Annotated in this window: 26 protein-coding genes; 9 read left to right on the top strand and 17 right to left on the bottom strand. The window is 69.1% G+C overall.

The window, feature by feature from the left end; genetic code table 11:
• Positions 1 to 24 precede the first annotated feature (24 nt).
• From MLG87_RS02100 to MLG87_RS02090, 3 genes are read right to left on the bottom strand one after another with little or no spacing between them, the layout of a single operon-like run.
• Positions 25 to 402 (bottom strand): DMT family transporter, encoded by a 378-nt coding sequence (locus MLG87_RS02100; protein WP_243293572.1) that lies wholly within the window; start codon positions 400 to 402, stop codon positions 25 to 27.
• A complete protein-coding gene (locus tag MLG87_RS02095; protein WP_243293571.1) occupies positions 399 to 1,418 on the bottom strand; it encodes a glycosyltransferase family 9 protein in 1,020 nt (339 codons plus the stop codon). The genes MLG87_RS02100 and MLG87_RS02095 overlap by 4 nt, the downstream gene beginning before the upstream one ends.
• Positions 1,415 to 3,103 carry an ArnT family glycosyltransferase gene (locus tag MLG87_RS02090; RefSeq protein ID WP_243293570.1) on the bottom strand — a complete coding sequence of 563 codons (1,689 nt, stop codon included), beginning with the start codon at positions 3,101 to 3,103 and terminating at the stop codon, positions 1,415 to 1,417. The genes MLG87_RS02095 and MLG87_RS02090 overlap by 4 nt, the downstream gene beginning before the upstream one ends.
• 53 nt (positions 3,104 to 3,156) lie before the next feature.
• Between MLG87_RS02090 and MLG87_RS02085 the strand changes: the two genes are divergently transcribed.
• Positions 3,157 to 3,399 (top strand): hypothetical protein, encoded by a 243-nt coding sequence (locus MLG87_RS02085; RefSeq protein ID WP_243286307.1) that lies wholly within the window; start codon positions 3,157 to 3,159, stop codon positions 3,397 to 3,399.
• A 116-nt stretch (positions 3,400 to 3,515) separates the two neighbouring features.
• On the opposite strand, the gene MLG87_RS02080 is transcribed toward MLG87_RS02085, so the two are convergent.
• From MLG87_RS02080 to MLG87_RS02040, 9 genes are all read right to left on the bottom strand, one after another.
• On the bottom strand, positions 3,516 to 5,183 hold the full coding sequence (locus tag MLG87_RS02080; RefSeq protein WP_243293569.1) for a glycosyltransferase family 39 protein: 1,668 nt from the start codon (positions 5,181 to 5,183) through the stop codon (positions 3,516 to 3,518).
• A 15-nt stretch (positions 5,184 to 5,198) separates the two neighbouring features.
• Positions 5,199 to 6,251: a bifunctional UDP-4-keto-pentose/UDP-xylose synthase gene (locus tag MLG87_RS02075; protein WP_243293568.1), complete on the bottom strand. Its 1,053-nt coding sequence runs from the start codon at positions 6,249 to 6,251 to the stop codon at positions 5,199 to 5,201.
• Positions 6,252 to 6,311: 60 nt separating this feature from the next.
• Positions 6,312 to 7,214 (bottom strand): CorA family divalent cation transporter, encoded by a 903-nt coding sequence (locus tag MLG87_RS02070; protein ID WP_243293567.1) that lies wholly within the window; start codon positions 7,212 to 7,214, stop codon positions 6,312 to 6,314.
• Entirely contained in the window at positions 7,214 to 8,278 is a 1,065-nt protein-coding gene (locus MLG87_RS02065) for a zinc-binding dehydrogenase (protein WP_243293566.1), read from the bottom strand. The genes MLG87_RS02070 and MLG87_RS02065 overlap by 1 nt, the downstream gene beginning before the upstream one ends.
• A gap of 143 nt (positions 8,279 to 8,421) precedes the next feature.
• Complete coding sequence (locus tag MLG87_RS02060; protein WP_243293565.1) at positions 8,422 to 9,420, bottom strand: NAD(P)H-dependent glycerol-3-phosphate dehydrogenase; 999 nt, start codon at positions 9,418 to 9,420, stop codon at positions 8,422 to 8,424.
• Positions 9,407 to 10,072, bottom strand: a complete 666-nt coding sequence (plsY, locus tag MLG87_RS02055) for a glycerol-3-phosphate 1-O-acyltransferase PlsY (protein ID WP_243293564.1) — start codon at positions 10,070 to 10,072, stop codon at positions 9,407 to 9,409. Before plsY ends, MLG87_RS02060 begins: the two co-directional genes overlap by 14 nt.
• A gap of 61 nt (positions 10,073 to 10,133) precedes the next feature.
• Entirely contained in the window at positions 10,134 to 11,330 is a 1,197-nt protein-coding gene (locus MLG87_RS02050; RefSeq protein WP_243293563.1) for a DUF5666 domain-containing protein, read from the bottom strand.
• A 125-nt stretch (positions 11,331 to 11,455) separates the two neighbouring features.
• Positions 11,456 to 12,676: a CinA family nicotinamide mononucleotide deamidase-related protein gene (locus MLG87_RS02045; RefSeq protein WP_243293562.1), complete on the bottom strand. Its 1,221-nt coding sequence runs from the start codon at positions 12,674 to 12,676 to the stop codon at positions 11,456 to 11,458.
• A gap of 41 nt (positions 12,677 to 12,717) precedes the next feature.
• Positions 12,718 to 12,882, bottom strand: a complete 165-nt coding sequence (locus MLG87_RS02040; RefSeq protein WP_243293561.1) for a hypothetical protein — start codon at positions 12,880 to 12,882, stop codon at positions 12,718 to 12,720.
• A 49-nt stretch (positions 12,883 to 12,931) separates the two neighbouring features.
• On the opposite strand from MLG87_RS02040, the gene MLG87_RS02035 reads away from it, so the two are divergent.
• The gene (locus tag MLG87_RS02035; protein WP_243293560.1) at positions 12,932 to 13,228 is read left to right on the top strand and encodes a hypothetical protein; all 297 of its coding nucleotides are present in this window, start codon (positions 12,932 to 12,934) and stop codon (positions 13,226 to 13,228) included.
• Here the strand turns inward: MLG87_RS02035 and MLG87_RS02030 are convergent.
• Complete coding sequence (locus MLG87_RS02030) at positions 13,207 to 13,734, bottom strand: DinB family protein (RefSeq protein ID WP_243293559.1); 528 nt, start codon at positions 13,732 to 13,734, stop codon at positions 13,207 to 13,209. The genes MLG87_RS02035 and MLG87_RS02030 overlap by 22 nt on opposite strands.
• A 10-nt stretch (positions 13,735 to 13,744) precedes the next feature.
• The gene (pyk, locus tag MLG87_RS02025) at positions 13,745 to 15,166 is read right to left on the bottom strand and encodes a pyruvate kinase (protein ID WP_243293558.1); all 1,422 of its coding nucleotides are present in this window, start codon (positions 15,164 to 15,166) and stop codon (positions 13,745 to 13,747) included.
• 140 nt (positions 15,167 to 15,306) lie between these two features.
• Between pyk and MLG87_RS02020 the strand changes: the two genes are divergently transcribed.
• The 3 genes from MLG87_RS02020 to MLG87_RS02010 all read left to right on the top strand — a co-directional run bounded on the left by MLG87_RS02020 (position 15,307) and on the right by MLG87_RS02010 (position 17,670).
• On the top strand, positions 15,307 to 15,531 hold the full coding sequence (locus MLG87_RS02020) for a helix-turn-helix domain-containing protein (protein ID WP_243286319.1): 225 nt from the start codon (positions 15,307 to 15,309) through the stop codon (positions 15,529 to 15,531).
• Between the two features lie 120 nt (positions 15,532 to 15,651).
• Positions 15,652 to 16,656 (top strand): type I glyceraldehyde-3-phosphate dehydrogenase, encoded by a 1,005-nt coding sequence (gap, locus tag MLG87_RS02015; RefSeq protein ID WP_243293557.1) that lies wholly within the window; start codon positions 15,652 to 15,654, stop codon positions 16,654 to 16,656.
• Between the two features lie 3 nt (positions 16,657 to 16,659).
• Entirely contained in the window at positions 16,660 to 17,670 is a 1,011-nt protein-coding gene (locus tag MLG87_RS02010) for a type I glyceraldehyde-3-phosphate dehydrogenase (protein WP_243293556.1), read from the top strand.
• Here MLG87_RS02010 and MLG87_RS02005 read toward each other — a convergent pair.
• Entirely contained in the window at positions 17,667 to 18,896 is a 1,230-nt protein-coding gene (locus MLG87_RS02005; protein WP_243293555.1) for a BaiN/RdsA family NAD(P)/FAD-dependent oxidoreductase, read from the bottom strand. The two genes, MLG87_RS02010 and MLG87_RS02005, sit on opposite strands and share 4 nt — an antisense overlap.
• A gap of 112 nt (positions 18,897 to 19,008) precedes the next feature.
• Positions 19,009 to 20,460 carry a serine/threonine-protein kinase gene (locus MLG87_RS02000; RefSeq protein WP_243293554.1) on the bottom strand — a complete coding sequence of 484 codons (1,452 nt, stop codon included), beginning with the start codon at positions 20,458 to 20,460 and terminating at the stop codon, positions 19,009 to 19,011.
• Positions 20,461 to 20,518: 58 nt separating this feature from the next.
• Here MLG87_RS02000 and lipB point away from each other — a divergent pair, with 58 nt between their 5' ends.
• The 3 genes from lipB to MLG87_RS01985 all read left to right on the top strand — a co-directional run bounded on the left by lipB (position 20,519) and on the right by MLG87_RS01985 (position 24,595).
• Positions 20,519 to 21,646 carry a lipoyl(octanoyl) transferase LipB gene (gene lipB, locus MLG87_RS01995; RefSeq protein ID WP_243293553.1) on the top strand — a complete coding sequence of 376 codons (1,128 nt, stop codon included), beginning with the start codon at positions 20,519 to 20,521 and terminating at the stop codon, positions 21,644 to 21,646.
• Between the two features lie 137 nt (positions 21,647 to 21,783).
• Positions 21,784 to 22,923, top strand: coding sequence for an acyl-CoA dehydrogenase family protein (locus MLG87_RS01990; protein ID WP_243293552.1), 1,140 nt, complete (start codon positions 21,784 to 21,786; stop codon positions 22,921 to 22,923).
• A 151-nt stretch (positions 22,924 to 23,074) separates the two neighbouring features.
• Positions 23,075 to 24,595, top strand: coding sequence for a TolC family protein (locus tag MLG87_RS01985; RefSeq protein WP_243293551.1), 1,521 nt, complete (start codon positions 23,075 to 23,077; stop codon positions 24,593 to 24,595).
• Positions 24,596 to 24,681: 86 nt separating this feature from the next.
• Here the strand turns inward: MLG87_RS01985 and nadC are convergent, their stop codons facing one another.
• A complete protein-coding gene (nadC, locus tag MLG87_RS01980) occupies positions 24,682 to 25,530 on the bottom strand; it encodes a carboxylating nicotinate-nucleotide diphosphorylase (RefSeq protein WP_243293550.1) in 849 nt (282 codons plus the stop codon).
• 58 nt (positions 25,531 to 25,588) lie between these two features.
• Here nadC and MLG87_RS01975 point away from each other — a divergent pair, with 58 nt between their 5' ends.
• A complete protein-coding gene (locus MLG87_RS01975; RefSeq protein WP_243293549.1) occupies positions 25,589 to 26,365 on the top strand; it encodes an enoyl-CoA hydratase-related protein in 777 nt (258 codons plus the stop codon).
• Positions 26,366 to 26,420 lie beyond the last annotated feature (55 nt).

The following is a 26,420-nucleotide window of genomic DNA, read 5'->3' as shown; positions in this document are numbered from 1 at the left end:
CGCGGCCTCCAGAGACCGCGGCGGCTATTGTCCCCGGCCGCTCAGGGCCTGGAGGCCCACGCCGATGACGATGATCGTGAGGGCCACCCAGCGCATGGGCGTCATGGCCTCGCCGAGGAAGGTCCGGGCCATGAGCGCGTTGGCGACGAACCCGAGCGCCAGGAAGGGATAGGCGTAGTTCACCTGCACCATGGACAGGGCGCCAAGCCACACGACCACGCTCACCGCGTAGCAGGCGAGGCCGGCCAGCACCCAGGGTTCGAGCATCAGCCTGAACAGAGGGCCCACGGCCAGCTGCATGCCGCCAGCGGCCTGGAGGCCTTTCTTGAGGCAGATCTGCGCGGCCGCATTCAGCAGCACACCCAGCACGATCAGGGGAATGGCCTTCAAGTTGGGGCTCACGGGGTCTCCGGGACAGAGGCGGCGAGGTGGGCTTCCAGGGCGTCCCAGATGATGCCGGCGGGCACCTGGGTCATGCAGGGGTGGTCCGGCAGCGGGCAGTGCCACTTCTGGCACTCGAGGCAGGCAAGGTCCTCCTTGCGCACCACAGTCACCTTCGGCCCCCGGGGCGCCGTATGCCGCGGGATGGTGGGCCCGAACACCACCACCACCGGGGTGCCGACGACCGCCGCCAGGTGGGCCAGCCCGGAATCGTTGGCCAGCACCGCCTGGGCGCCCGCCAGCCATGCGGCACTCTGGGACCAAGGGATCCGCGCCGTCAGGTCCAGCGCCTCGGGCACGCGCTGGCGGAAGGCCTCGGCCCTGGTCACGTCGTCTCCGGGACCGCCCAGCACCACGATGCGCAGGCCCGCCGCCAGCGTGCGATGGGCGAGGTCCACCAGGAGGTCCAGGCCCAGGCGCTTGGCCCCCGCCGCCGCGCCCATGGCGAAGGCCACGTAGGGATCCCGATCGAGGCCATGGTCCCTGCGGACGGCCTCCACGAAGGCGAGGCTCTCCTCCCTGGGACGGAACGGGAGGAAGGCCGGAGCGCCCAGCTCGGGGTAGCCGAGCCGCACGATGTCGCGGTACCGGTCGAGGGAATGGTCATCCCGCTTCCAGTACTTGAGGCTGGACGTGAGCAGCAGGGAGGCCCCCCCGTCTCCGCAGCCCACCCGCCGCGGCACCCTCGCCACGAAGGCGGCGGCCGGGGCGCGCAGGCTCTTGGCCAGGGCCAGCAGGGAGGCCGGCTGGTGATTCCGCAGCAACCGGGCTCCTTCCAGCAGGCCCGCCTTCTTCGGGGGATCGGGCACAACGCCGACGTAGCCCGGGGATCCTTCGAACAGCTCCACCGTGGCCGCCGGGCCCCAGGCCACCAGGGGCTGGCCCGCGGCCAGAAGGGGCGCGGCAGCCTGGTGCATCAGGATGGCGTCGCCCACGAAGCGGGGCATGCGGATCCAGTGGGCGCCGGCCGGAATCACGGCCTCCTCCTGAGGAGCAGGATCTCGCCGCCGCCCGTGGGCACGGCCAGCAGCACCTCGAACCGGGCTCGCAGGGCGGGCGTCATGCCCCAGGCGTCCTGCTCCCACTCGCCGCGCTGGGCCACCAGCCGGGCCTCCGGGTCGAGAGTCTCCAGGGCTTCGGCCCGCCGCAGCTCGGGCATGAGGTGGTCCGTGTAGACCATGACCCCGCTGCGGATGGTCTGCCAGTAGAAGACCTGCCGCCCGGCGATCAGGGGCTGGACAGCCACGGTCCAGCGGCGGTAGCTCTTCTGCGGATTCAGCAGCCGGAAGCCCCAGGTGCCGCCCACCAGGTAGAGCAGGCCGAGGGCCAGAGCCGCTGTCGGAACGAGGTGCCTGGACCGCTGCCTCCAGGCCAGGACCGCCACGGCGACCGTCCCCGCCCCCAGGACCAGGGCCATGAGGCGGATGGGTCCCTGGAAGGCCGCCAACTGAGTCTGCACCTTCGCTCCGCCCGCTCCCGTCGCGACGGCAGCCAGGGCGAAGGCCGGCAGCGCGAGGCCGACCGTGAGCAGAAGGCCCAGCCGCCGGGCGCGGGAGTCCTCCAACCGCCGGAACAGATCGCCGACGAGCAGGGCCAGGAAGGGGTAGCCCATGAGCAGATACTTGCCCTGCTTGCTCTGCACGGCGCTGAGGAAGACGAAGGGCACCAGGAAGGCCAGCAGGGCGAAGCGCTTCGCGGGATCTCCCAGGGACCGCTCCCGGCGCAGGTGCAGGGCCAGGGCCGGCAGCAGGAGCACCCAGGGGAAGAAGTCGCCCAGAAGATACTCGAAGTACCGCCACCAGGGCTGGATGTGATCCCAGGCATGCGTGGCGCGCTGGAAGTTCTGGAAGATGATCAGCTCATAGGCATAGTGGGCTCCGCCCTTGAGGCCCGCGGCCACGTACCAGGGCGCCACCAGCAGCAGGGTGAGGCAGAGGCCCGCGACGATGCCGGCGCGCCGCAGCACCGCAAGGTCCTTCTGCCAGGCCAGGAAGGCCGCCAGCACCAGGACGGACAGCACCGGCGCCAGCGGCCCCTTGGCCAGGAAGGCCAGGGCCAGCCAGAAATAGGCCTTGAGGAACCAGCGGCGGTGTTCGCCGGGCGTGGCCTCGGCGCTGTGGCCGCGCAGGAGGAGGTAGCCCCCCAGCCAGGCCAGCCAGCTCCAGGCCAGCAGGGCGGAGAAGAGCATGTCGATCTGGATGAACTGGGCCTGCCAGAACCAGAGGGGCGTGGTGGCGAGCACCAGGGCCGCGGACTCCGCCGTCCCCGGTTCCAGGAAGCGGACGGCCCAGCGCCTGAAGGCGGACAGGAAGGCCACCGCGGCGATCACGGAGGGCAGGCGGAGGGCCCAGGCGGCCACGTCCTGGGTGAACCCGAACCCGCCGGTGAGCGCGTCCAGCAGCACCGAGGAACCCTTCATCACCCAGTAGTAGAGGATGGGCTTCTCGCTGTAGGGGACCCCGTTCAGGTAGGGCAGCAGCCAATCGCCGCGGAGGCGCATCTCCTTCACGCACTGGGCGAAGTCCGGCTCGTCCGGGGCCCAGAGATCGCGCATGGGCAGCACCGCCAGCAGCAGCAAGGCGAAGAGCAGCTCAGGCGCGTGGGCCCGCAGCCATTCCGCGAGGCGGCCCCCGGAGGGCGAGGCGTTCGGATGTCCGTCCATCCCTCCATCTTCCCCCATCGTGGGGAGATCCCCAAAGGGCTTACAATGAAGGCATGGCGCCCGCCCTCCTCAGCCTCCTGCTCCTGGCCGCCCCCGTTCCCGCGGACGGCGTGAAGGAAGACATCAAGCAGGCCGCCCGGCAGATCGGCCAGGGCTTCAAGAAGGGCGGCAAGGCGGTGGGCCACGCGGCCAAGGAAGGCGGCAAGGCCGTCGGCCGCGGCGCCAAGACCGCCGGCAAGGGCGTGGCCAAGGGCGCCAAGGAAGCCGGACACGGGGTCAAAGAGGCCGTGAAGTAGGCGCTCTTCCCACCAGAGCCGGAGTGAGAAGCAACCGACCCGCGAGGGGGACGGTGCGGACTTAGAGGTCGTAACAAAACCCCACGACGCGGGGCGAGGGGTTTTGTTACGACCTCTCAGCGCCGCCTGGCCACCACCGCCGCCTGGCTCTGGCCCACCACCTCCCAGCGCGCCCTTTCCGCCGGGGAGAGTCCCTTCCAGTTGGCAGCCTTGGCCATGAGGAACACGGGACGCTCCGGCGCCTCGGCCCTCAGGAGGTCGGCCATGGCGCCCAGGGCATCAGGGTTTTCATTGAACCAGCGGGGCGCCGCCAAGCCCAGGTGGTCCCGGCCGTAGGCCAGCTCACCGGTGCCCGCCACCACCACCGCCCGGGTGCGGGCGTAGAAGGGGAGGCCCTGGAAGTAGTTGCCGTAGCTGATCCACTGGGCTCCCGGCGGCGCAGAGCGGGCCAGATCGGCCACGGACTTGCCGGGACCGACGGCCACCTGGGCGGCGGCCGTCAGCAGCCACAGGGCGATCCCCATGGAGACCATGAGGCGCGGCCCGGTGAGGACCTTGAGGTGACGGGCCCAGAGGCCCAGCCCGATGAAGGCCAGACCCGGCAGCGCCAACCACCAGGATCCGTTCATTCCGGTGCGGAGGGCGGCGGCGGCCAGGAGGAAGAGGGCGCCGAGCCCCATCAGTTCCCAGCCCATGCGGCGCAAGGCCGCAGGCGCTTCGCCCTCGCGCTCGAAGGCGCAGGCCAGGGCGGCCAGGGGCACGAGGACGGGCAGGATGTAGGGCGGCAGCTTGGAACCGGACAGGCTGAAGAAGACCAGAGGCCAGAGGAACCCCACGAAGGTGGCGCCGACGATCCACCGGGCCAGAGGGTCCTGGCCCTGCGGTCCCCTGCCCTTCAGGAAGGTCCAGGCGCGCTTGAGGCCGACCATCGAGATCGACAGCCAGGGCAGCAACCCCACCGCGAGGACCCCGATGAAATAGAGCTTGTCCAGCAGCCAGTTGTTCGAGCCCTGGCGGGCATGTTCATGGGTCAGGAAGCGGGTGAAGTGCTCGTGGATGAAGAAGAAGTGCGCGTGGCCGGGATTGGCCCGGTCCACGAACCAGAACCAGGGCGACACCAGCACCAGGTAGAGCAGCCATCCCAGGGGATCGAAGGCCGTCCGCAGGATGGCCCGGCGGAGGGCGGCGTCCTTCCAGCCGAAGGGCAGCGAGAACACCAGGATGCCCCCCACGAGGATCACCTGGGCCAGCCCCTTGGTGAGCATGGCCCCGGCCATGAGCGTGAAGGCCAACAGCGTCCAGCCGAGACCGCCCTTCCCCTCTCGGCGCTGGGCCACGGCCTCGACCAGGGCCGCCAGGGCCGCCACCAGGAAGGCGCTGAACAGGGCATCCAGCGTGAGGAGCTGCCCCACGAGGAACGCCAGCAGTCCAGTCGCGGCCATGAAGGGTGCCCAGCGGGCATCCCGGGCGCCCAGGCGCCTGGCCAGCCGCCAGGCCGCCCAGATCATGAGGCCCGAGGCCAGGGCCAGAGGCAGCCGGGCCGCGGCGCCGTTCTGCCCGAAGAGCTTCATGCCGAGGGCGGACAGCCAGTACTGCAGCGGCGGCTTCTCGAAGTAGAGCACCCCGTTGAGGCGCGGCGTCAGCCAGTCGCCCGTGGCCAGCATCTCGCGCGGGATCTCCGCGTAGCGACCCTCGTCCGGCTCCCACAGCGGCCGCACGAGCAGCGGCAACAGCCCCAGGAAGAACCAGAGGGCGAGGAGGGTGTTCCGTTCGCGGCGCGTCATGGGCGCGGGTCGGGCCTAGTTCTCGGTCTCGACGACCTTTTCCAGCGCCTTGTGCTCTTCCACGAAGAAGTCGATGGCCTTCTTCAGGGAGTCCTTCATGGAGACCTTGGGCTGGAAGCCGAAGGTCTGTTGCATGCGCTTGATGCTGGGCGTGCGGCGGGCCACGTCCTGATAGCCCTTGCCGTAGAAGTCGCCACTGCCGGTCTCCACCATCGTCCCCTCGGGGATGCCGCGCTCGATGCGGAAGGGGTGGTCCTTCCAGATGGCGATCATCATCTCGGCGATCTCGCGCACACTGTAGTCGTTGGCGGGGTTGCCGATGTTGAAGATCTGGCCGTCAGCCTTGCCGCCTTCGTTCCGCAGCACGGCCATGAGGCCGTCCAGGGCGTCGGCCACATCGATGAAGCAGCGACGCGCCGTGCCTCCGTCCACCAGCTGCAAGGGCTCGCCGTTGAACAGGTTCCAGCTGAACTGCGTCACCAGGCGGCTGCTGCCCTCCTTGGCGGTGTTCAGGCTGTCGAGCTTGGGGCCCATCCAGTTGAAGGGGCGGAAGAGCGTGAATTTCAGCCCCTGCTGGAAGCCGTAGGCCCAGATGACGCGGTCCAGCAGCTGCTTGCTCGTGCTGTAGATCCAGCGGTTCATGGGGATGGGGCCCGTCACCAGGGGCGATTCGTGCTCGTCGAACTCCGCGTCGGGGCACATGCCGTAGACCTCGGAGGTGCTGGGGAACACCACGCGCTTCTTGTACTTCACGCACTGGCGCACCACCCGGAGGTTCTCCTCGAAGTCCAGCTCGAAGACCCGCAGGGGATCGGTCACGTAGACCTTGGGCGTCGCGATGGCCACCAGGGGCAGCACCACGTCGCACTTCTTGATGTGGTACTCGATCCACTCCTTGGAGATGGTGACGTCGCCCTCCACGAAGTGAAAGCGGGGGTTGGCCAGGTGGTCGGACACCTTGTGCGTGCCCAGATCCAGGCCGTACACCTCCCAGTCTGTGTCCTGCATGATGCGGTCCACCAGATGGGATCCGATGAATCCATTGACACCGAGGATGAGGACCTTCACGGGAGCTCCTTGCGCAAACGTTTCAGTCTAGCCGCTTGCCCGGACCGGCGCAGCAGGCGCCTATTTCAGCCAGCCCTTCCGGCGGAACCAGGCCCAGATGGCCAAGGCGGTGAGGAGCATGGCGCCGATGACCAGGGGGTACCCGAAGCGGTGTTCCAGCTCGGGCATCCGCTTGAAGTTCATCCCATAGACTCCTGCGATGAACGTGAGAGGCAGGAAAAAGGCGCTGAAGACCGTGAGCACCCGCATGACCTCGTTCGTCCGCTGGCTGGCCAGGCTGATCTCCAGGTTCATGAGGTGGGTGGCGCTCTCCAGCAGCTCGTCGGCCCAGGTGTGCAGGCGATCGGCCTCCTCCACCACGTCCGCCAGCAGGCCCTGGTCGTCCCGGGCCTGCTCCTTGAGCGGGCCCAGGGCCGTCGTGATGCGCCCGAGGGTCCGCTTGATGACCGCGCAGCGGCGCTTGAGCCCGTAGACCTGCCGGACCCCCTGGTGGGGGATCTTGCGGTTGAAGAGGGCGGCCTCGATCTGGTCCAGCTTCTCCTCGCTCTCGCGCAGGGGCTCGTCGAAGGAGGCCACGGCCTTGGCGCAGAGGGCCAGCACCAGCTGTTCCGGGCGGAGGGCCTGGCCCGTCGCCGCCCGCTCGGCGGCCTGGGCGAAGAAGGGCTGCTCCCGACGGTGGACGGTGATGACGGCTCCCTCCATCATCAGCACCACCAGGCGACGGGTCATGGCCTGGATGGTGTCGCCGCGCTTGGCCACTTCGTCGTAGGCCCGCAGGATGAGCAATTGCTGCCCAGGAAGCCGCTCGAATTTGGGCAGGTGGGGCTGGTTGAGCAGGTCCCGCACCGCCGCGGGGTGGAGCCCGTAGCGTCCAGCCACCTCGGCCATTTCAGCGGTCGTGGGGTCCACCAGATCCACCCAGGTGAAGGTCGAGCCTTCCGGAAGCGGCAGGTTCCTCAGCATCAGGGCACCCGGCACACCACCTTGCCGAAGCCCTGGCCGGCCTCGAGATGGCGCTGGGCCTCGGGATATTCCGCCAGGTCGAAGGTGCGGTCGATGACGGGCCGGAAGGGCGGGTTGGTGGGGTTCTTCTTCAGCAGGGACAGCAGGGTCCACAGGTGCTCGCGCCGGCCCATGTACGAGCCGCGGATCTGGATCTGCTTGGCGAAGAGGGCTCGCAGATCGAAGGACGTCTCGCGCCCCGTGGTGGCCCCGCAGGTGACGATGCGCCCCCCGCGCGCGCAGACGCTGAGGCTGGTGGCCCACGTGGCGGCCCCGGTGTGCTCGAACACCACGTCCACCCCCCGCTTGCCCGTCAGGTCGCGCACCTTGGAAGCCAGGGCCTTCAGATCGCCCCGGACGAGGACATGCTCGGCGCCCAGGTCCCAGCACTTCATGGCCTTGGCCTCGCTGCCCACCACGGCGATGGCGGTGCCGCCCAGGGCCTTCACGAGCTGGATGGCCGCACTGCCTACCCCGCTGCCCCCGCCCCACACGAGGGCGGTCTCTCCAGGCCGGAAATCGACTTTGTGGACCAGCATCTCCCAGGCCGTGAGGAAGACCAGGGGAAAGGCCGCGGCCTGGTCGAAGTCCCAGTTCGGGGGGATGGGCAGCAGGTTGGCGGCGGGCACCAGCACATGGGTGGCGGCCGTGCCGTCGCAGACATGGCCCAGGACGCCGTAGGAAGGGCAGAGCATGTCGTCGCCCCGCAGGCAGGCCGGACACACGCCGCAGCTCAGGCCGGGCGCGATCATGGCGCTGCCGCCCACCTCCACGCCCGGGGGCAGGACCGTCCCGTCGCCCGCGGCCGCCACCACGCCCGCGCCATCGCAGCCGGGCGTGAGGGGAAGCGGCAGGGGAAACCCCGGCAGGCCGAAGGTGGTCCAGAGATCCAGGTGGTTGAGCGCCATGGCCTTCAGTTCCAGACGGACCCAGCCCGGTTTCGGCTCCGCGGGGGTGAAGGCTTCGCGGACGGGCGAGCCCGCGGGACCGTGCTGGAGGATGCGGAAACGGAACGGATCGGCCATGGGTGCCCCTCAAGACCAGAAAAATACACTCGCAGAGGATGCAGAGACAGCAGAGAACGCGGAGGAATCAAGCCGACCCGGATCTTTTCTCAGCGAACCTCAGCCCCCTCCGCGACCTCTGCGTGAGTTTTTCAGGTCTGCCTTCATTCCGATTTCAGAGACCTCGTCATCAATCGCCGCACGGCCTCCTCGGGGCGCTCGCCGTTGAGGAGACGGTGGACCTCGGCGGCGATGGGCAGGTCCAGGCCGTGCTCCTTGGCCAGGGCCAGGGCCGCGTCCGTGGTGAACATGCCCTCGATGATCTGGCCGCCCAGGGCGTCCCGGGCCGCCTCCACGCTGTTCCCCTTCCCCACCAGTTCGCCGAAGGTGCGGTTGCGGCTCTGGGGGCCCGTGGCCGTAAGCAGCAGGTCGCCCATGCCCGCCAGGCCCATCACCGTGGACGGCTGGCCGCCCAGCACCTCCACCAGGCGGGCCATCTCGGCCAGGCCCCGGGTGATGAGGGCCGCCCGGGCGTTGTAGCCCAGCTTGAGGCCGTCCACCAGGCCCGCCGCGATGGCGAGGACGTTCTTGAGGGCGCCGCAGAGCTCCGTGCCCACCACGTCCCGGCTGAGGTAGATGCGCAGCTTCTCGGAGGAGAGCTGCGCCTGGAGCGCCATGGCCCGCGCGTCGCTCACGGTGGGCGGCAGGGCCATCACGATGGCCGAGGGCACCCCCCGGCTGACCTCGTCGGCGAAGGTGGGGCCGGAGAGAACGCCCACGGGGATGTCCAGCACTCCCGTCAGTGCCTGGGACAGGGTCTGGTGGGTGCTCTGGAGGATGCCCTTGCTGACGTGGATCACGAGCTCGGCCGCCTGTGGCGCCTTCGGACGCAGCATCCTCCAGGCCTCCGGCGTCACCTGCGTCGGCATGGCCGAGATCCACAGCGGGGCGCGGAAGGCTTCGGTCGGGTCGTCCGACGTCTGAAGGTTCTCGGGGAAGGCCACGTCCTTCAGGCGGAGGTGCCTGCGCGTGGCGGCCATCTGGGCCATCTCGTCGGGGAAATTGCCCCAGAGCGCCACCTTCGCGCCCGCGCGGGCCCAGGTGATGGCCAGGGCCGTGCCCCAGGCGCCGGAGCCGAAGACGCCGATGTCAGCCCTGGACATTCGCGTCCTCCTTCTTCGCGCCCCACAGCTTGGATTCGGTGCCCGCCTGCAGGCGCAGGATGTTCTCGCGGTGCTTCCAGATCACCAGGACGGCCAGGGCGGCCCAGGGAAGGACCGGCGCCGGCCCCTGGCCGAGCAGCTCCGCCACGGGGCTGTGGGTACCGCGATTCAGGAGGAGCTGCACGGGCACCATGGCCGCCGCCAGGATGCTTCCCAGGCTCACATGGCGGGTGAGCCAGAGGGCGAAGATGAAGATGCCCAGCGGCAGGAGGACCATGGCGGCGTCCGCGGCCAGGATCACACCCAGGGCCGTGGCCACGCCTTTTCCGCCCTGGAACTTCAGCCAGGGCGTGAACACGTGGCCCAGCACGGCGGCCAGGGCCATGAGGGCCAGCAGGTCGACGCCCACGCCCGCCTTCTTCGCCAGGAACACGGGCAGGAAGCCCTTGGCGATGTCCAGCAGCAGGGTGATGGCGCCCAGGGCCTTCCCGCCGACGCGACTGACGTTCGTGGCGCCGATGTTGCCGCTGCCGTGGGCCCGCACATCCCCCTTCCCCGCCAGCTTCACCAGCAGGAGGCCGAAGGGGATGCTTCCGCACAGGAAGGCGGCAAGGCACCAAATGAGCGGAGTGGAGGAGTGGATCGCAGGCATCCACTCAGGTTATCAGCAGTGGTCTCCCGCCTGAAATGCGCCGGAACCCGTCACCTCGGCCCTAGCCGCTCACCACCACCAGGGAGGCATAGGCTTGCCCGGCCGCGTTGATCTTCGTGCTGAGCGCGTGGATTTCCACTGTGACTCCCACCGTCACGGCACCGAACGAGGCCGGAGCCTCCCCCTTCACAAACAGGGTGGTACTGTCGGTCCAGAAGGTGGTGCTGCCCAGGCTGATGGTCCCTGCGGCAGCGTCGACGGCCGTGACCGTGCCCACCGTCTCCGTGTCGCTCGTCCCGCTGCCGCCCAAAGGAAAGCGCACCGTCACCTCCCGGGCCTTGAGGGTACTGGTCCCGGTCGGACCGGCGGTTCCCTCCACCTCCACCTGGGCGCCCTCCGCGAGGGTTCCTTCCACCTCGGCCGCGCTGTAGTCCACCTTGTAGGACATCAACAGGAAGGTCTTGGCAGTGGAGTCCAGACCGCTGATGGGCCCGGCCAGCTCCACCTCGGAATCGGATTCGGCCAGTTCGACCTTCACCCAGACCGCCGCGAAGGCGGCCCCGGAGGCGGTGCCGCGAACCTCGACCCTCACGCCGTTGGCGAGGGTGCCCGACACGGTGGCCGAACCGTACGAGACGAGGAACCCGCCAGCCTGGAAGGTCTGGGCTGCCGGGTCGAGGGCGCTGACGGTCCCATGGAAGGTGTCCGTGGCTTCGGTCCCGATAGTCTCCCGCTCAACCCGGGTGGCCAGGACAGTCCCGTCCGCTTTCTCCGATCCGTAGACCTCCACCTGGTCCCCGGTCTTGAGGTCGGCGAGGGTCAGGCTGGCCTGGGCGTCTCCGGGCCCTTCCTGGATGATGCGGGTGAGGGCGTCCACCAGCACCGTCTTCCCCAGAACCACGAAGCTGGATCCGGCCAGATCGATGCTGGTGATGGCCCCCTCCAGGTCATGGTGCAGGTTGACAGACACCAGCTGGAGCCCCTGGGACGTGCGTGTGGCGGTCCCCTGGATCACCGCGCCGGGCTGGATCTGGGCCGTGGTGCCGGGCTGGCTGTTGACCGTGACCGCGGCTCCCCCGGTGAGCAGGGGCTGCTGGTTGAAGGACAGCGCCCCGGTGGTTCCGGACACCAGGCCTGCGACCTTGACGGACGCCGACGGCGTGGGCTGGGACGAGGCGCTGGAAGCGGAACCGCTGCTGCACGCCACCGCGAGGGTGGCCAGTCCGGCGATGAGGATCTGCTGGATGACTTTCGACATGGTGCTCCTCCTTGGCTGGCGAAGACCCGCTGGCCAGAAGGATGACGCCCATTCATTTCATTTTTTGCAACAATGCTGTAACTTCTGTATCCAAAAATTGATATAAATAAACTAATGCTTTAGGTCTAGTTCGATTCCCGTCGCAGAAAATCCAGCGCCCAAGCCGTGCCCCGCAGCTGCACGTCCACCCGGTCACCGGGGATGGTCAGGGTCTTCGCGACCGTTCCCTCTGGTCCAGCCAAGGCGATGAACAGGGCTCCCACCGGCGCGCCTCCTTCGGCACCCGGGCCGGCATTGCCGGTGATCCCCAGGCCCCAGGTGGCACCCAGCGTAGCCCGAACCCGCTCGGCCAGCTCGCGGCTGGTGGCTTCGGACACGGGGCCATCCTGGGCCAGCTGGGTCGCATCCAGCCCCAGCAGGGCCACCTTGGCTTTCGCCGAGTAGACCGTGACGCCCCCCAGGAACACCTCGCTGGCGCCGGGAATCGCCGTGAGGCGGGAGGCCAGCAGGCCACCCGTCACGCTCTCGGCCAGGGCCAGCGTCTCCCCACGAGCCTTCAGGCCCGCCAACACCGCATCTTCGAGGTTGCCCGCCCCCACGCCCACCAGGTCCTCGCCCAGCACGGGCTGGAAGTCGGCCCGGGCAGCCTCCAGGGCCGCGGGATCGGAGCCGCGGGCCAGCAGCTCGACCTGGGTGAGGCTGGCGAGGATGGTCCAATCCAGGTGGCCGTGCCGCTCTCGGACCGGGCGGATGCGCTCGTCCAGGGCGCTCTCGGGCACCCCCGCCACCACCATGCGCAGCGTGTGCGTGGGGGTCCCCGCCAGGGCACGCAGGCGGGGCTCCACCTGGTCCTCCCACATGCGCTTCATCTCGCGGGGCACCCCCGGCATCATCACGACGCGCACGCCGGGATGCCCCTTCGGCCCCTCCCACCACACGCCAGGAGCCGTCCCCACAGGATTGCGCAGCGCCTCCGCCCCTTCCGGAAGCAGGGCCTGCTTGAAGTTGGAGGCCGGGGGCACCCGCTTGCGGGCGGCATAGAAGGCCAGCATGTCCTCGCGGCTCTGGGCGTCCTCGCGCAGCTCCGCGCCCAGTACCTCCGCGAAGCACTCCTTGGTGAAGTCGTCAAAGGTGGGCCCCAGCCCGCCAGTCGTAAGGATGAGGTCGGAACGCGTCAGGGCCTCGCGGAAGAGCGTGGCCAAGTCCTGATGGCTGTCTCCCACGGCGGTCTTGCGGTGGAAGGCCAGGCCCAGGGAGGCCAGGCGCTCCCCCAGCCACACGGAATTCGTATCCAGGCGGCGGGTGGTGAGCAGTTCGGTGCCGATGGCGATGCATTCGATGCGCATGCCTGATGGAACCATGGCCGCGGTGAAAGCTCAAAGGCCCGTCAGGACTCCAGCCACCGCTGCGCGGCCCAGCGCCCTGCCCAGATGCCGGCGCCCGTGCCCACCATGCTGAGCACCACTGCGGTCGTGATCCCGACGAGGTCACCCAGGTACCAGCCGACGAGGCTGCCCAGGGTGGCGCCGACGAACCCCATGAGCTTCTCCACGAAGCGGCCTCCAGGGAACTAGGATGAAGGAACTGAGCGAGGTGTTCCCATGATCATTCCGGATCTCGACGACCTGGTGCTGGAATCCGACGAGGAGTCCGGCATCCAGGAGCTGGGCCGGCGCTTCCTGGCCCGCGGGCCCTGGACCACGGTGGCGTTCCTCGTGAAGACGAAGACCGATCCCGAAGGCGACTGGGAAGGCCCTTCCCTCTGGCTGCACCGGTACCAGAAGGTGGCCCAGGGCTGGAAGCTGGTGAGCCGCTTCCGCACCACGGAGCCCGCCCAGCTCGAGAAACTGGCGGACGCCCTGGACGGCTGGAGAGGCTACTTCAGCACGGGCAGGTAGCGCTCGCGGATCACCGTCAGGTGGTGGGCCGCGTGGCCGAGGGTGATGTAGGGGATGCAGCGCGCCGTGATGGCCCGGTTGTTGGTGGTGCCCTGGTTCCCCCATGCGGCGTCCGGCAGGCTGCGGAACAGCGCGAGGCTGGCGGTCCGCAGGGCGCGCCATTCCGCGATCAGGTCGACCATGGTGCGCGCGTCGGCCTGGGCGGCGATGGCATAGGGATCTTCGTCGAAGCCCGGCATGGGAGTGGCGTCCCCCCGCCCGATGCGCAGGCAGCGGTAGGTGAAGATGCGCTCGGCATCGATGATGTGCTGGAGCAGGTCCTTCAGACTCCACTTGCCGGGGGCGTAGCGGAATCCGCCCTGGGCGTCGGACAGTCCCCCGAACAGGGCCGCTACCTCCTCCTGTTGCGCCTGGAGGGTGGCCAGCACATCGCCCTCGCCGGCCTCGGCGATGTAGATGGCGTAGCCTTCGGCGTATTCGCCGGGGAGCGGACGGGTGAGGCTCATGGGCCCTCCTTCAGAAGGTCATCACCTTCATGGTGTTCGTGCTGCCGGTCTTCCACAAGGGCAGGCCCATGGTCATGACGACGCGGTCGAGGCTCCCCAGCTCGTGCTTGGCCACCAGCAGCTCGCGCACCACGGACACCATCTCGTCCGTGCTGCTCACCCGGGGGATGAGCAGGGCCGTGACGCCCCGCAGGAGGCCCATGCGCCTGGCGGTGACTTCGTCCACCGTGGCGCCCAGTACCGGCGTACGGCCCGCTAGGCGGCTCACCATGCGGGCCGTGCCGCCACCCTCGGTGAAGGCCACGATCCAGCGGGCGTTGATCTCGTCCGCCGTGCGGCAGGCGGCGAAGGCCACGGAGATGTCCGTGCGGGAGAGCACCTTCTCGGCCAGCTCGTCGGGCAGCGTGGGGGTGCGCTGCTTCACGTTGCTGTCCGCCTCGGCGGCGATGCGGGCCAGCCACTGGACGGCTTCCACGGGATGGGCCCCCGTGGCGCTCTCGGCGCTGAGCATGACGGCGTCCGTCCCATCCCAGATGGCGTTCGCCACATCGCTGGCCTCGGCGCGGGTGGGCTGGGCGTGCTCGATCATGCTCTCCAGCATCTGGGTGGCGGTGATCACCGGCTTCAGGGCCTTGCGGGCGGCCCGGATGATCTCCTTCTGCAGGCCGGGAACCCGCTCTACGCCGAGCTCCACGCCCAGGTCGCCGCGGGCCACCATCACGCCCCAGGAGACGTCGAGGATCTCGCCCAGGTGGGCCAGGGCCGTGGGGTGCTCGATCTTGGCGATGATGGGCTGGGTTCCGCCCAGGTGCTGGATGATGGCCTGGAGCTGCTGCACGTCGGAGGCCCGGCGGACGAAGCTCTGCGCGAAGAGATCCACCTCGTGCTCCACGCCCCACCGGATGTCGGCGTGATCCTTTTCGGTCAAGGGGTCCACATTGATGTCCATGCCGATCGGATGGACGCCCTTCCGCGCCTTGAGGGGGCCGCCGATGACCACCTGGGCCTTCAGCAGGTCCGCGCTCTTCGCGAGGATCCTCACCGTGATGGCGCCGTCGTCCAGGAGCCAAAGCTGGCCAGGTTCCGCTCCCTCGAAGAGCTCGGGATGCGGCAGGGGCGCGGCCCAGGCCACGCCGGAGGGAACAGTGGCGCCGGGCGCGTGGAAGACCCCTTCGCTTCCCTCGGCCAGGTCCACGAGCGTTTCCAGCAGGCCCACCCGCCATTTCGGGCCCTGGAGGTCCAGGAACACGGGAATGGAGCGGCCGAGTTCCGCGGCCAGGGTCCGGACTTTCTGGAGGGCCTCCAGGCGCGTCGCGGGATCTCCATGGCTGGCATTCAGCCGGACCGCATCCGCCTCGCGAAGGGATTCCCGCAACCGGTCGCCTTGCATCAGGGCGGGTCCCAAGGTCATCACGAGTTTGGTCTTGCGCACATCAGCTCCCATTCCATGCACAGGCATTCCACACACTTTTCCACAGTCTGCGCCTGCGTTTTGAGGTTGTCACGGGGCTTTCACTCTTTTCATCGCGGTGCTACCTTCTTGGTCCCGAAACGGATGATGGAGAAGACGGAATGCGCGAGAAGCTGCGTATCCTCGTGGCGGAGATGGTGCGTGGCGGTGTGCCTCTGGAGCTGGCACGCCGCGAATTCGAGCGGGTGTACCTGGAGGAAGTGCTGGCGACCCACGAGGGGAACCACAGCGCCGCGGCCCGGGAATTGGGCATCCATCGGAACACGCTCGCCAAGAAGCTGGAGGCTCCGACGAGCCGGCTCAAGCGCGTCAGCCTCGCCAGCTGACCCCTGCTCCACCCGGGGACGAAAACCCGGCTCCGCCGGGTTTTTCATTTCGTAGACTGCGCCGGGTTTTCCTTCGACAGGACCGCCCCGGATCGGTACAACTGGGAATCGGAGGGCGCCATGAAGAAGGTGGCCATCAACGGGTTGGGACGGATCGGGAGGCTGGTGCTGAGGCACCTCATGAAGGTGCCCCATGTGCGCGTGGTCGCGGTGAACGACCTCACGGACGCCGCCACCCTGGCCCACCTGATGAAGTACGACTCCGTGCATGGCCCCGCGGACTTCCCGGTGGCCTCCGACGGGAACTACCTGGTGCTGGACGGGCGCCGCATCCGGGTCTACGCGGAGAAGGATCCCCAGCTCATCCCCTTCGGGGCCCAGGGAGCCCAGGTGGTCCTGGAATGCACCGGGAAGTTCACCAAGCGGGCCCAGGCCGCCGTCCATCTCCAGGGCAGCGTCAGCCACGTGATCATCAGCGCGCCTTCCGGCGACGCGGATCGCACCATCGTGATGGGCGTGAACGAAGCGACGCTGGATCCCGCGAACGAGCACGTGATCTCCAACGCGAGCTGCACGACCAACTGCCTCGGCCCCCTGGTGAAGGTGATGGACGAGGCCTTCGGCATCGACTACGGCTTCATGACCACGGTGCACAGCTACACCAACGACCAGCGGGTCCTCGACCTCCCCCACAAGGATCTCCGCCGGGCGCGGGCCGCGGCCCTCAGCATGATTCCCACCAGCACCGGCGCGGCCAAAGCCATCGGCCTGGTGCTGCCCCACCTCAAGGGCCGCATGGACGGCCTGGCGGTGCGCGTCCCCACCCCCGACGTGAGCATCGTCGACCTCACCGCCACCCTCAAGTCCGACGCCACCCTGGAAGCCGTGCAGGAGGCCTACCGCCAGGCCGCCGAGACCGGCCCCCTGGCGCCCTACCTGGAGGTGCTCGACGCGGAGCTGGTGAGCGCGGACCTGCGGGGACGGACCGCCAGCACCCTGTACGACCCCTACCTCACGAAGGTGCTGGGACCTCGGCTGGTCAAGGTCTTCGCCTGGTATGACAACGAGTTCGGCTACGCCGCCCGCCTGAAGGACCTCTGCGTCCACCTGCTGGAGCGCCTCTAGCCGATGACCGCCCTAGCCCTGAATGGCCTCGGCCGCATCGGCCGTTTGCTGGTGCGTCGCCTGACGGCGACCCAGCCCGGCGCCCTGGGCGCCGTGAACGACCCCGCCCCCATGGACCAGCTGGTCCACCTGCTCCGCTACGACTCCGTCCACGGCCCCAGCCTCGAGCCCATCGAAGGCCTCACGGAGGGCGGGCAGGATTTCCTGCTGCTGGGCGGGCGCCGGGTGCCCCTCTTCCACGCCGCGGATCCGGCCCTGATCCCCTTCCCCGCCGGCACCCGCCTCGTGGTGGAGGCCAGCGGTCGCTTCACCCGGAAAGTCGACGCCACCCGGCATCTCAAAAATGGCGTGTCGCACGTCGTGATCAGCGCCCCCAGCCCCGACGCGGACTACACCGTCATCGCCCCCGTGAACGGATCCGGACTCGACCTGACCCGCCACCGGGTGATCTCCAACGCGAGCTGCACCGCCCACGCCACGGCCCCCATGCTGAGGATCCTGGACGACGCCTTCGGTCTCGACCACGCGGGCATGAGCACCGTCCACGTGGTCACCAACGACCAGCGTCTCATGGATCTGCCCCACAAGGACCTGCGCCGCGCCCGGGCGGCCTTCCTGAGCATCATCCCCACCACCTCGAGCGCCTTCGGAGCCCTGCACCGGGTTATGCCGGATCTGCCGCCCGCGTTTGACGGCGTGGCCCTCCGGGTTCCGACCTTGAACGTCAACCTGGTGGACGTCGTGGCCACCCTCCACCGCGAGGCCGATGCCGCCGCCCTGAACGCGGCCTACGCCTCCGCCGTGGCCGGGCCCTGGAAGGGCCTCGTGGATCTGGCCCCGCCCCACGCGGTCAGCAGCGACATCACCGGCCGGGCGGAAAGCGTGCTGATGGACCTGGATCTCACCATGACCCTCGGCCCGCGCTTCGTGAAGGTCTTCGGCTGGCACGACAACGAGACGGGCTATGCGGCCCGGCTCTGCGAGCTGGTCCTGGATCTGGCCAAACAGGTCTAGATCGTCCCCGCCGCGTACCCGGTGCTGAACGCAGCCTGGAGGTTGTAGCCGCCCACGGGACCGTCGAGGTCCAGCAGCTCGCCGCAGACCCGCAAGTTCTCCCAACCGCGCAGCGCCATGGTGCGCGGGTCCACGGCGACCAGGTTCACGCCCCCCGCCGCCACCTCGCCCCGGGCCAGGGGGACGGGCTGAGGCGCGCCCAGCGGAAGGGCCGTGACGAGGCCCACCAGCACCCGCCGTCCGACCTTGGAGAGATCCTTGAGCATGAGGTCGCGACCGATCTCCGCCTCCCCCAGAAGATCTTCCACGAGCCGCTCCGGCAGGTGCCGCTGCAACCAGGTGGCCGCGCGCAGGCGCGGGTTGGCGCGGGCCTCAGCCTGGAGCGCGGCGTCCACCGCCTCCGGCGCCTCCAGGCGGCTGGCATGCGCCAGCCAGGCCGCGCCCTCTCGGCGGGCACGCTCCACGGCCTGGCTCAGTTCCAGGGCGGCGGGACCACTGATGCCGGTCCTGGTGAAGAGGACATCCCCCGCGAAGGCGGCCAGCCGGCGTCCGGCGGGCCCCGCGCACAGGCGCAGCTCGCCGTTCCTCAGGGCCACGCCCTCCCAGGCGGGGTGCGGACGTGCCAGCGGGATGGGCGCCAGCGCCGGGAACCAGGGCTTCACGGGGATGCCCAACGCTCTCAGCCACCCCAGCACCTCTCCCCGCGTGCCGGTCTCGGGATAGCTCGCTCCACCGGTGGCGAGGATGACATGATCCGCCTCCATCCGGGCCTCGCCCACGCGCAGGGCTGCCAGGCGTGGCGCGCGGCCTTCCAGCGCGGTCACGCGGGCCCCTGTGCGCACGGCCACGCCCACCCGGCGCACGAGGGTCTCGAAGGCGGCCACCACGGCCGCGGCGCTGCCGGGGCGGTCCTGGGGGAACACCCGGCCGTTCTCCCGAATGTAGGTTTCCACACCCTCCCGGCGCAGCAGGTCCAGCACGGCCCCATTGCCGAAGGCATGGAGAGAGGGGCGAAGGAAGCGGGCCTGATCCTTGGGAAAGGCCGCCAGCAGGGCCTTCGGTGGGCCGTCGTGGGTGATGTTGCACTTGCCGCCGCCGCTGATGCGGAGCTTCACGCCCAGCCGGCCGTTGGCCTCCAGCAGCGTCACGGCGTGCCCCTGCGAAGCGGCCCGCCAGGCCGCCACCAGCCCCGCCGCACCGCCGCCCACCACGATCACGCTCGCCATGGGTCCATGATGACGGAAGTGGTGGTCAGCTATCAGCTGTCGGCCAAAGATGCGGCGGCCCTCGGGCCGCCGTGCCGTTACTGATAGCTGACAGCTGAACGCTGACAACTCCCTACTGGAAGATCCCCTTGAAGAACTTCCGGATCTTTCCGTCACCGGCGCCCTTCTTCCCCCGGTGCTTCTGGAGCTGGATGGGATCCGGCAGCGACCGGTGCCGCTCCGGGACCGCGATCCAGGGCTGGTACCCCTCCAGCTCAAGCCGAAGCTGGTGGCTGCCTTCTCCGGGAATCTCGATGGCGGCGGGCGTCTTCCCCTTGGGCTCTCCGTCCAGCAGGATCGCGGCGCCCGCCGGCTCGGTGGCCACCTGGATCTGGAAAGGCGCCGGCTGAAGCCGGAGGGTCAGATCCTTGTCCTCGGCCTTCAGCCGATAGGCCAAGGGCAGATAGTCCGGCTTCTCCAGGCGGAGCAGGTTCGCCTTTCCCTTCACCACCACCTGGCGCAGCGGCGTCCGCCCCAGAGACGTCCCGTCGAGGAACACCTCGGCGCCCCCGGGCTTCGATTCGATGGACAGGACACGGCTGGGCTCGGGCCGAAGCACCAGGAACCCGAGCGCGAGCGCCGCCAGGAGGGCGCCCCCCGCCCAGAGCCATCGGCGCTGCGGAGAGGCGGCGGCCGGGTGCTCAAGCCTCAGCGTGCCCGTGGCCTTCACCGGAGCCGTGGAGGCCAGCTGGGCCAGGTGGGCCGCGCGGCGCTCCGGGGGCAGGGGCAGCGCCTCGATGAGAGCCGCCAAGAAGGAGGAGAGGTCCGGGTACCGCTTCTCCGGGTTCTTGTCCAGGGCCTTCCCGAAGACTTCGGCCAGGCGGGAAGGGAAATCCGGCGGCCAGACCGGGGCCTCATGCACGATCCGGTAGAGGGTTGCCCCCACACTGTCTCCCGCGAACGGAAGCGTGCCCGTCAGCATCTCGAAGGCCGTGAGCGCCAGGGCCCAGCGGTCCGCGGCCGGAGTGGCCCTCTCGCCGTTCAGCACCTCCGGGGCCGCGTAGGCCGGGGTGCCCAGGAAAGTCGACGTGGTGGTCAGCCGCCCCGTCTGGTCGCCCCGGGCGATGCCGAAGTCCATGAGTTTCAGGCGTCCGTCCTTGGCCACCATGAAGTTGTCGGGCTTGATGTCCCGGTGGAGGATCCCCAGGGCATGCACGGCGACCAGGGCATCCGCGGCCTGGATCAGCAGACCCGCCGTTTCGTCGGGATCCAGCGGGCCGCGCCGGATCCGGTCCGACAGGGATTCTCCCTCCACGTACTCCATGACGAGGTAGGGCCCGAGATCCTGCGCTTCCCCCACGTCATAGACCGTGATGGCGTTGGGGTGGTTCAGCCGGGCCGAGATCTCCGCCTCGCGCTTGAAGCGGAGCAGCACCTCCGCGTCCCCGGTGCCTTCCCGGACCACCTTGATGGCCAGGGCCCGCTTGAGCAGGGGGTCCTCCGCCAGATACACCGTTCCCATCGCGCCAGAACCAAGCGTGCCGAGGACCTTGAAGCGGCCAATGTTGGAAGGATCCAGACTCATCCTTCCAACGATCATGCCAGAGGCGGGGCCGGCCCGTCGCCCCGGCTACACTCGAGGCATGTCCGAAGTCGGCTTCTCCAATCCCCGTCCCGCCCAGCTCCGCCGGTTCGGACGGGTGTTCTATCCCGCGGGCCTCCGCATGCAGAAGGCCCTGGCCGCCCATGTGAGCGAGCCGGGAAATCCCGACCAGCTTGTGCTCCTGGAACACGATCCCGTCTTCACGCTGGGCAGGAACGCCACGCCTGCCGACATCCACATGAGCGACGATTTCCTGGCCGCCCAGGGCGTGAGCGTCCACCGCACCGATCGGGGCGGCGAGGTCACCTACCATGGCCCCGGTCAGATCGTGGCCTACCCCATCTGCAACCTCCGGGGCGGCCGGGAGGATGTGGGCCGCCTGGTGCGCGGGCTGGAGGAGGCCATGATCCGCACCGCAGCGGACTTCGGCGTGGTGGCGGACCGCCTCAAGGGCGCCCCGGGCATCTGGGTCGAAACTCCGCGGGGCCTGGAGAAGCTGGGCGCCATCGGCCTCCACCTCAGCCGCTGGATCACCACCCACGGCATCGCCTTCAACGTGCGCCCCAACCTCGACCACTTCCGCTGGATCACGCCCTGCGGCTTCACCGACAAGGGCGTCTGCAGCCTCCAGTCGCTGCTGGGCGAGGACGCGCCCAGCTGGGAAGTCGCGGCGGACCGCCTCCAGGCCCACCTCGTCGCCTGCCTCGCCATGGACCTGCAGCCGGTCCGCGAACCCAGCCGCAGCGTCTCCGCCATGACCTGGCGGCGCGGCGCGGCGGGCCCCGAGATCCTGATGATGCTTCGCGTCCCGGCGCACGGGCTCTGGTGGCAGAGTGTCACCGGCATGATGGAACCCGGCGAGATGCCCGAGCAGACCGCCCACCGGGAGCTGATGGAGGAGACGGGCCTCACCGGCACGCTGCGGCCCCTGGGCCTCTCCCACAGCTTCTGGGTGGACCCCGCCATCGTGCGCTTCCCGGACGCGGAGCCCAGGTTCAACACGGAGACCTGCTTCTCCATGGAGGTGTCCGCCGAGGCCCCCGTTCGCCTGGAGCCTCTGGAACACAGCGAGTTCAAGTGGTGCGCGCCCGATGAGGCCCTGGCCCTCATGAAATGGGAGGGATCCAAAGCCGCGCTGGGACTTCTGAAGAAGGACCTCGGCTGCTGAACATATCCCCCTCCCGGAAAGCTTGAGGTTCCCAAGGCCGGGGCGTGGGCGGTCTGTGGTTCCGACCCCGGTGGGGTGCGGCGCCAAAGCCGCCGGTTCCCGCCTTGCTAACCTGGGATATCCAACCGGAGCCGCCCATGTTCCCCCAGTTCACCGAGGATCAGACCGCCATCCGCGACGCCGCGCGGGACTTCGCGATGTCCGAGATCGAACCCGGAGCTTCGGCGCGGGACGCCAGCGGCGAGTTCCCCAGCGACATCGTGAAGCAGCTCGGGGAGATGGGCTTCATGGGCATGGTCGTGCCCGAAGCCTACGGCGGCGCCGGCGTGGACTTCCTCAGCTACATCCTGGCCCTGGAGCAGGTGGCCTATGCCGACGCCTCCGTGGCCGTGACCATGAGCGTGAACAACTCCGTGGCCTGCGGGCCGATCCTGGCCTTCGGCACCGAAGCCCAGAAGCAGAAGTACCTCAAGCCCATGGCGAACGGCGAGATGATCGGCGGCTTCATGCTCACGGAGCCCGACGCGGGTTCCGACGCCGCGGCCCTCAAGACTCGCGCCACCCGGGTGGACGGAGGCTGGAAGCTGAACGGCGCGAAGGCGTGGATCACCAACGGCGGCGTGGGCCGCTACTTCGTCACCATGGCGCGCACTGACCCGGACAAGGGCAAGAAGGGCATCAGCGCCTTCATCCTCGACGCGGATCAGCCGGGCGTGGTCATGGGCCGGCCCGAGGCCAAGATGGGTCTCCGCTCCAGCAAGACCGTGATGGTGGCCCTGGAGGATGCCTTCGTGCCCGAGGACGCCATGCTGGGCAAGCCCGGCGACGGCCTGAAGGTGGCCTTCGGCGGCCTCGACGGCGGACGCGTGGGCATCGCGGCCCAAGCCTTGGGCATCGCCCAGCGGGCCATGGACGAGAGCGTGGCCTACGCCAGGGCCCGCATGTCCTTCGGAAAGCCCATCGGCGAGCACCAGATGATCCAGACCTACCTGGCGGAGATGGAGGCGCGCCTCCAGGCCGCCCGCCTGCTCGTCTACCGTGCCGCCGCCCTCAAGGGGGCCGGCAAGCCCTGCACCGTGGAGGCCGCCACCGCCAAGCTCTTCACCACGGAAAGCGCGGTGTGGATCTGCGATCGGGCCGTCCAGATCCATGGCGGCTACGGGTACTCCCGGGAATACACCGTCGAGCGGCTCTATCGGGATGTCCGGGTGACCACCATCTACGAAGGCACCAGCGAAATCCAGCGCATGGTCATCGCCCGGGAGATTTTGAAGTAGGCGCTCTTTTCAACGCACGATGAAATAACACTTGCCCTCATCTTGCGAGGGAGGCATCCTGCTTGTGCGGGGCTACCTAAACGGGCCTGCAAGCTGGTCCGTAGGCACCTTGTCCCCGTGGCGGCTCTTTTTGTTCTTCTAAGGAGTGGTGATGACGCGTCCCCTGATCCTCCCGGCCCTGTTGGTGGCCTTCTCCCTGGTGGCGCAAGAAGCTCCCAAGGCGGACGCGGGCGCGCCCGCCCCCGCGAAGCTGACCCTCCAGGCCGCCATCGAGACCTCCCTGAAGAACAACCTACAGGTGCAGATCGCCGTCGAGACGCGCGACTACACGCGGGCTGGCCTGATGATCGAGCAGGGCGCCTTCGACTGGAACCTCACCAGCGGCCTGAGCGTGAGCAAGACCCGGGACGGCTTCCGCTATCCCAACGGCGACGGCACCTTCGGAACCCTGGAGGGCACGGCGTTCAACCGGAGCCTGACCGTGGGTTCCACCAAGGCCTTCGGCTGGGGCGGCAACCTGAGCCTCAGCTACGCGCCCCTCTACAGCTTCCACACCGGCAGCCTCTACACCGGCTCCACGACCAATCCCTATGACGGCAGCTTCTCGGCCACCTACTCCCAGAGTCTGCTCCGCAACTTCGGGCGTGCGACCACCGAGAGCCGCCTGATCGTGGCGCGCAAGAGCGCCCAGGCCGCGGACCTCAACTTCCAGAAGGCCATCATCGACCTGGTGGCCAGCACCGAATCCCTCTACTGGGATGTGGTGTTCGCCCAGCGGAACCTGGAGAACAAGCAGCAGGCCCTGGCCCTGGCCCAGAAGCAGCTCAAGGAGAACCAGATCCGCGTGCAGGTGGGCACCCTGGCCCCCATCGAGGTGACCTCTTCCGAAGCCTCCGTGGCCCAGCGCGAGCAGGACATCATCTCGGCGGAAGCCCAGGTTCTGAACGCCAAGGACGCCCTCATCCGCGCCCTCTATCCCTCGTCCGAGCGCCCCCCGGCGGGTCTGGAGCCGGCCGACTCGCCCAGCATCCAGCCCCTGGAGCTGAACGAGACCACCGCCGAGAAGCAGGCTCTCGCCAACCGCATCGAACTCAAGACCGCCCGCCTCGACCTGGAATCCAAGCAGGCCCTCGAGACCGCGGCCGACAACCGCATTCTTCCCCAGCTGGACGCCTTCGCCACCTACACCGGCAATGCTGCCTCCCAGATCCCGTCGGAAGGCCTCGCCGCCGTCAACAAGGACCTCACGAAGGGCACCTACCCCGGCTACACGGTGGGCCTCCAGTTCTCCATGCCCATCCAGAACCGGGCGGCCCGGGGCAACCAGGCCCAGGCCCGCGCCAACCGGCGCCAGAGCGAGCTGACCCTCCGCGATCTGGAGCTGGGCATCACCCTTGAAGTGCGCCAGGCCTTCCGCAACCTGGACGCCTCCGCCAAGGGCGTGGCCGCCGCCGAGAAGACGCGGATCTTCCGCGAGAAGGATCTCGAGGCCGAGCAGAAGAAGTTCGAGAACGGCATGAGCACGAATTTCCTGGTGCTCTCCAAGCAGAATGACCTGGACACCGCCAAGAGCAGCGAGCTCCAGGCCCAGATCACCTACGCCAAGGCCGTCACCTCGCTGGAGAAGGCCCTGGGGCACCTGCTGGAAGCGCGGAAGCTGGAAGTGAAGTAGGCTTCTTCTTCTGCTGAAAAGCGGGCCCCGGACGGGGCCCGCTTTTCAGCATGCTCCGCCGCACAGCGGCGAAGCCGAAAAGGGGGTCAATCCATTCGCAGGCTGAGGTCCACAGCCGGGGCGCTGTGGGTGAGGGCCCCCACGCTGAGGAAGTCCACGCCGGTCTCCGCGACGAGGCGGGCCCGGTCGAGGGTGATGTTGCCGCTGGCCTCCAGGAAGAGGCGCCGGCCGCTGCGGTCCCGCAGGGCCACCGCCTCACGCATCTGGTCGGTGGGCATGTTGTCCAGCAGCACGCCGTCCACGTCCGGCAGGTCCAGACAGGCCTTGAGCTGCCCCAGGTTCTCGACCTCCACTTCAATCTTCACCAGGTTCGGGGCCCCCCGGCGGGCCGCCTCCACGGCGGCACGAACCCCGCCCGCCGCGGCCAGGTGGTTCTCCTTGAGCAGCACGCCATCCCCCAGGGTCAGCCGGTGGTTCACGCCGCCACCGCAGCGCACGGCATACTTCTCGAGCAGCTTGAGGCCGGGCGTGGTCTTACGGGTGTCGAGGATGCGCGCGCCGGTGCCTTCCACCGCCTCCACGAACTTCCGGGTGAGGGTGGCCGTCCCCGACAGCCGCTGGAGGAGGTTCAGCATCACCCGCTCCGCCAGCAGGATGCCGTGGCTGGATCCGCGCAGGCGCATCACCTCGGTGCCCGGACCAACCCGCTGGCCATCGTTCCGCGCCAGGTCCGCGTTCAGCATCGGGCAGGTGAGGCGAAGGGCCTCCACCGCCATGGGGAGTCCCGCCAGCACCAGGTCGGCCTTGGCCACCACCCGGGCGGTCATGGGACGGTCGGGCACGGCGGCCGTGCTCCAGTCCTGGGTGCCCCAGTCCTCCCGCAGGAAAGCGCGCAGCTGGTCGCGGTAGGTCTCGGGGTGCGGGGGATGGAACATCGGTCACTCCGGCCCCAGCGTACAATGCTCGACACCGATCCCAAACCAGGAGCCTCCCATGCCCTTCGTCCTCGTCGAGAAAACCGACCGCATCGCCTGGGTCACCCTCAACCGGCCCGAGAAGCTCAATGCCCTCAACAACGAGGTATTGAAGCAGCTGGAGCTGGCCTTCGCGGACCTGGAGCAGGACGCCGAGGTGGGTGCCGTGGTGGTCACGGGCGCAGGGGAGAAGGCCTTCGTGGCCGGCGCCGATATCGCGGAACTGAAGACCCTCGACACCGCCAGCGCCCGGGTCCAGGCCCTGCGCGGCCAGGCGGTCTTCCAGCGCATCGAATCCATGCCCAAGCCCGTCATCGCCGCCGTGAACGGCTTCGCCCTGGGCGGCGGCTGCGAGCTGGCCCTGTCCTGCCACATCCGCATCGCCAGCGAGAATGCCAAATTCGGCCTGCCCGAGGTGAGCCTGGGCATCATCCCCGGCTACGGCGGCACCCAGCGCCTGCCCCGCCTCGTGGGCAAGGGCGTGGCCCTCGACATGATCCTCAGCGCCGAGATGACCGCCGCCGCCGACGCCCTGCGCATGGGCCTCGTGAGCCGCGTGGTCGCGCTGGCGGATCTCAAGGCCACCGCGGAGAAGCTGGCCAGGACCATCCTCTCCCGGGGCCCCCTGGCCCTCCGCAGCGCGCTGGCCGCCGTGAACGAAGGCATCGAGATGCCCCAGGACCAGGGTCTCCAGTACGAGGCCGCTCTTTTCGGCCTGCTCGCCGCCTCCCAGGACATGCAGGAGGGCATGGGTGCCTTCCTGGAGAAGCGCGCCGCGCAGTTCAAGGGGTTGTAGCTTTTCGCTCACTCCAAAAAACAGGCGGGCCATCCGGCCCGCCCGTTTTTTTGGA

Source organism: Geothrix mesophila (assembly GCF_022808835.1).
Taxonomy (GTDB): Bacteria; Acidobacteriota; Holophagae; order Holophagales; family Holophagaceae; genus Geothrix; species Geothrix paludis.
The sequence above is the reverse complement of the archived record's forward strand: the minus strand, read 5'-3'. Positions and strand labels throughout refer to the sequence as shown.

What these genes read in the sequence shown, in the direction of transcription:
- MLG87_RS02020 (WP_243286319.1), top strand. Translation starts at nt 15,307, where the DNA reads ATGCGCGAGAAGCTGCGTATCCTCGTGGCGGAGATGGTGCGTGGCGGT.
- MLG87_RS02000 (WP_243293554.1), bottom strand. Translation starts at nt 20,460, where the DNA reads ATGAGTCTGGATCCTTCCAACATTGGCCGCTTCAAGGTCCTCGGCACG.
- MLG87_RS02010 (WP_243293556.1), top strand. Translation starts at nt 16,660, where the DNA reads ATGACCGCCCTAGCCCTGAATGGCCTCGGCCGCATCGGCCGTTTGCTG.
- MLG87_RS02070 (WP_243293567.1), bottom strand. Translation starts at nt 7,214, where the DNA reads ATGCTGAGGAACCTGCCGCTTCCGGAAGGCTCGACCTTCACCTGGGTG.
- MLG87_RS02045 (WP_243293562.1), bottom strand. Translation starts at nt 12,676, where the DNA reads ATGCGCATCGAATGCATCGCCATCGGCACCGAACTGCTCACCACCCGC.
- MLG87_RS02090 (WP_243293570.1), bottom strand. Translation starts at nt 3,103, where the DNA reads ATGGACGGACATCCGAACGCCTCGCCCTCCGGGGGCCGCCTCGCGGAA.
- plsY (WP_243293564.1), bottom strand. Translation starts at nt 10,072, where the DNA reads ATGCCTGCGATCCACTCCTCCACTCCGCTCATTTGGTGCCTTGCCGCC.
- MLG87_RS01990 (WP_243293552.1), top strand. Translation starts at nt 21,784, where the DNA reads ATGTTCCCCCAGTTCACCGAGGATCAGACCGCCATCCGCGACGCCGCG.
- lipB (WP_243293553.1), top strand. Translation starts at nt 20,519, where the DNA reads ATGTCCGAAGTCGGCTTCTCCAATCCCCGTCCCGCCCAGCTCCGCCGG.
- MLG87_RS02060 (WP_243293565.1), bottom strand. Translation starts at nt 9,420, where the DNA reads ATGTCCAGGGCTGACATCGGCGTCTTCGGCTCCGGCGCCTGGGGCACG.
- MLG87_RS02080 (WP_243293569.1), bottom strand. Translation starts at nt 5,183, where the DNA reads ATGACGCGCCGCGAACGGAACACCCTCCTCGCCCTCTGGTTCTTCCTG.
- MLG87_RS01985 (WP_243293551.1), top strand. Translation starts at nt 23,075, where the DNA reads ATGACGCGTCCCCTGATCCTCCCGGCCCTGTTGGTGGCCTTCTCCCTG.
- MLG87_RS02005 (WP_243293555.1), bottom strand. Translation starts at nt 18,896, where the DNA reads ATGGCGAGCGTGATCGTGGTGGGCGGCGGTGCGGCGGGGCTGGTGGCG.
- gap (WP_243293557.1), top strand. Translation starts at nt 15,652, where the DNA reads ATGAAGAAGGTGGCCATCAACGGGTTGGGACGGATCGGGAGGCTGGTG.
- MLG87_RS01975 (WP_243293549.1), top strand. Translation starts at nt 25,589, where the DNA reads ATGCCCTTCGTCCTCGTCGAGAAAACCGACCGCATCGCCTGGGTCACC.
- nadC (WP_243293550.1), bottom strand. Translation starts at nt 25,530, where the DNA reads ATGTTCCATCCCCCGCACCCCGAGACCTACCGCGACCAGCTGCGCGCT.
- MLG87_RS02085 (WP_243286307.1), top strand. Translation starts at nt 3,157, where the DNA reads ATGGCGCCCGCCCTCCTCAGCCTCCTGCTCCTGGCCGCCCCCGTTCCC.
- MLG87_RS02065 (WP_243293566.1), bottom strand. Translation starts at nt 8,278, where the DNA reads ATGGCCGATCCGTTCCGTTTCCGCATCCTCCAGCACGGTCCCGCGGGC.
- MLG87_RS02050 (WP_243293563.1), bottom strand. Translation starts at nt 11,330, where the DNA reads ATGTCGAAAGTCATCCAGCAGATCCTCATCGCCGGACTGGCCACCCTC.
- MLG87_RS02035 (WP_243293560.1), top strand. Translation starts at nt 12,932, where the DNA reads ATGATCATTCCGGATCTCGACGACCTGGTGCTGGAATCCGACGAGGAG.
- MLG87_RS02030 (WP_243293559.1), bottom strand. Translation starts at nt 13,734, where the DNA reads ATGAGCCTCACCCGTCCGCTCCCCGGCGAATACGCCGAAGGCTACGCC.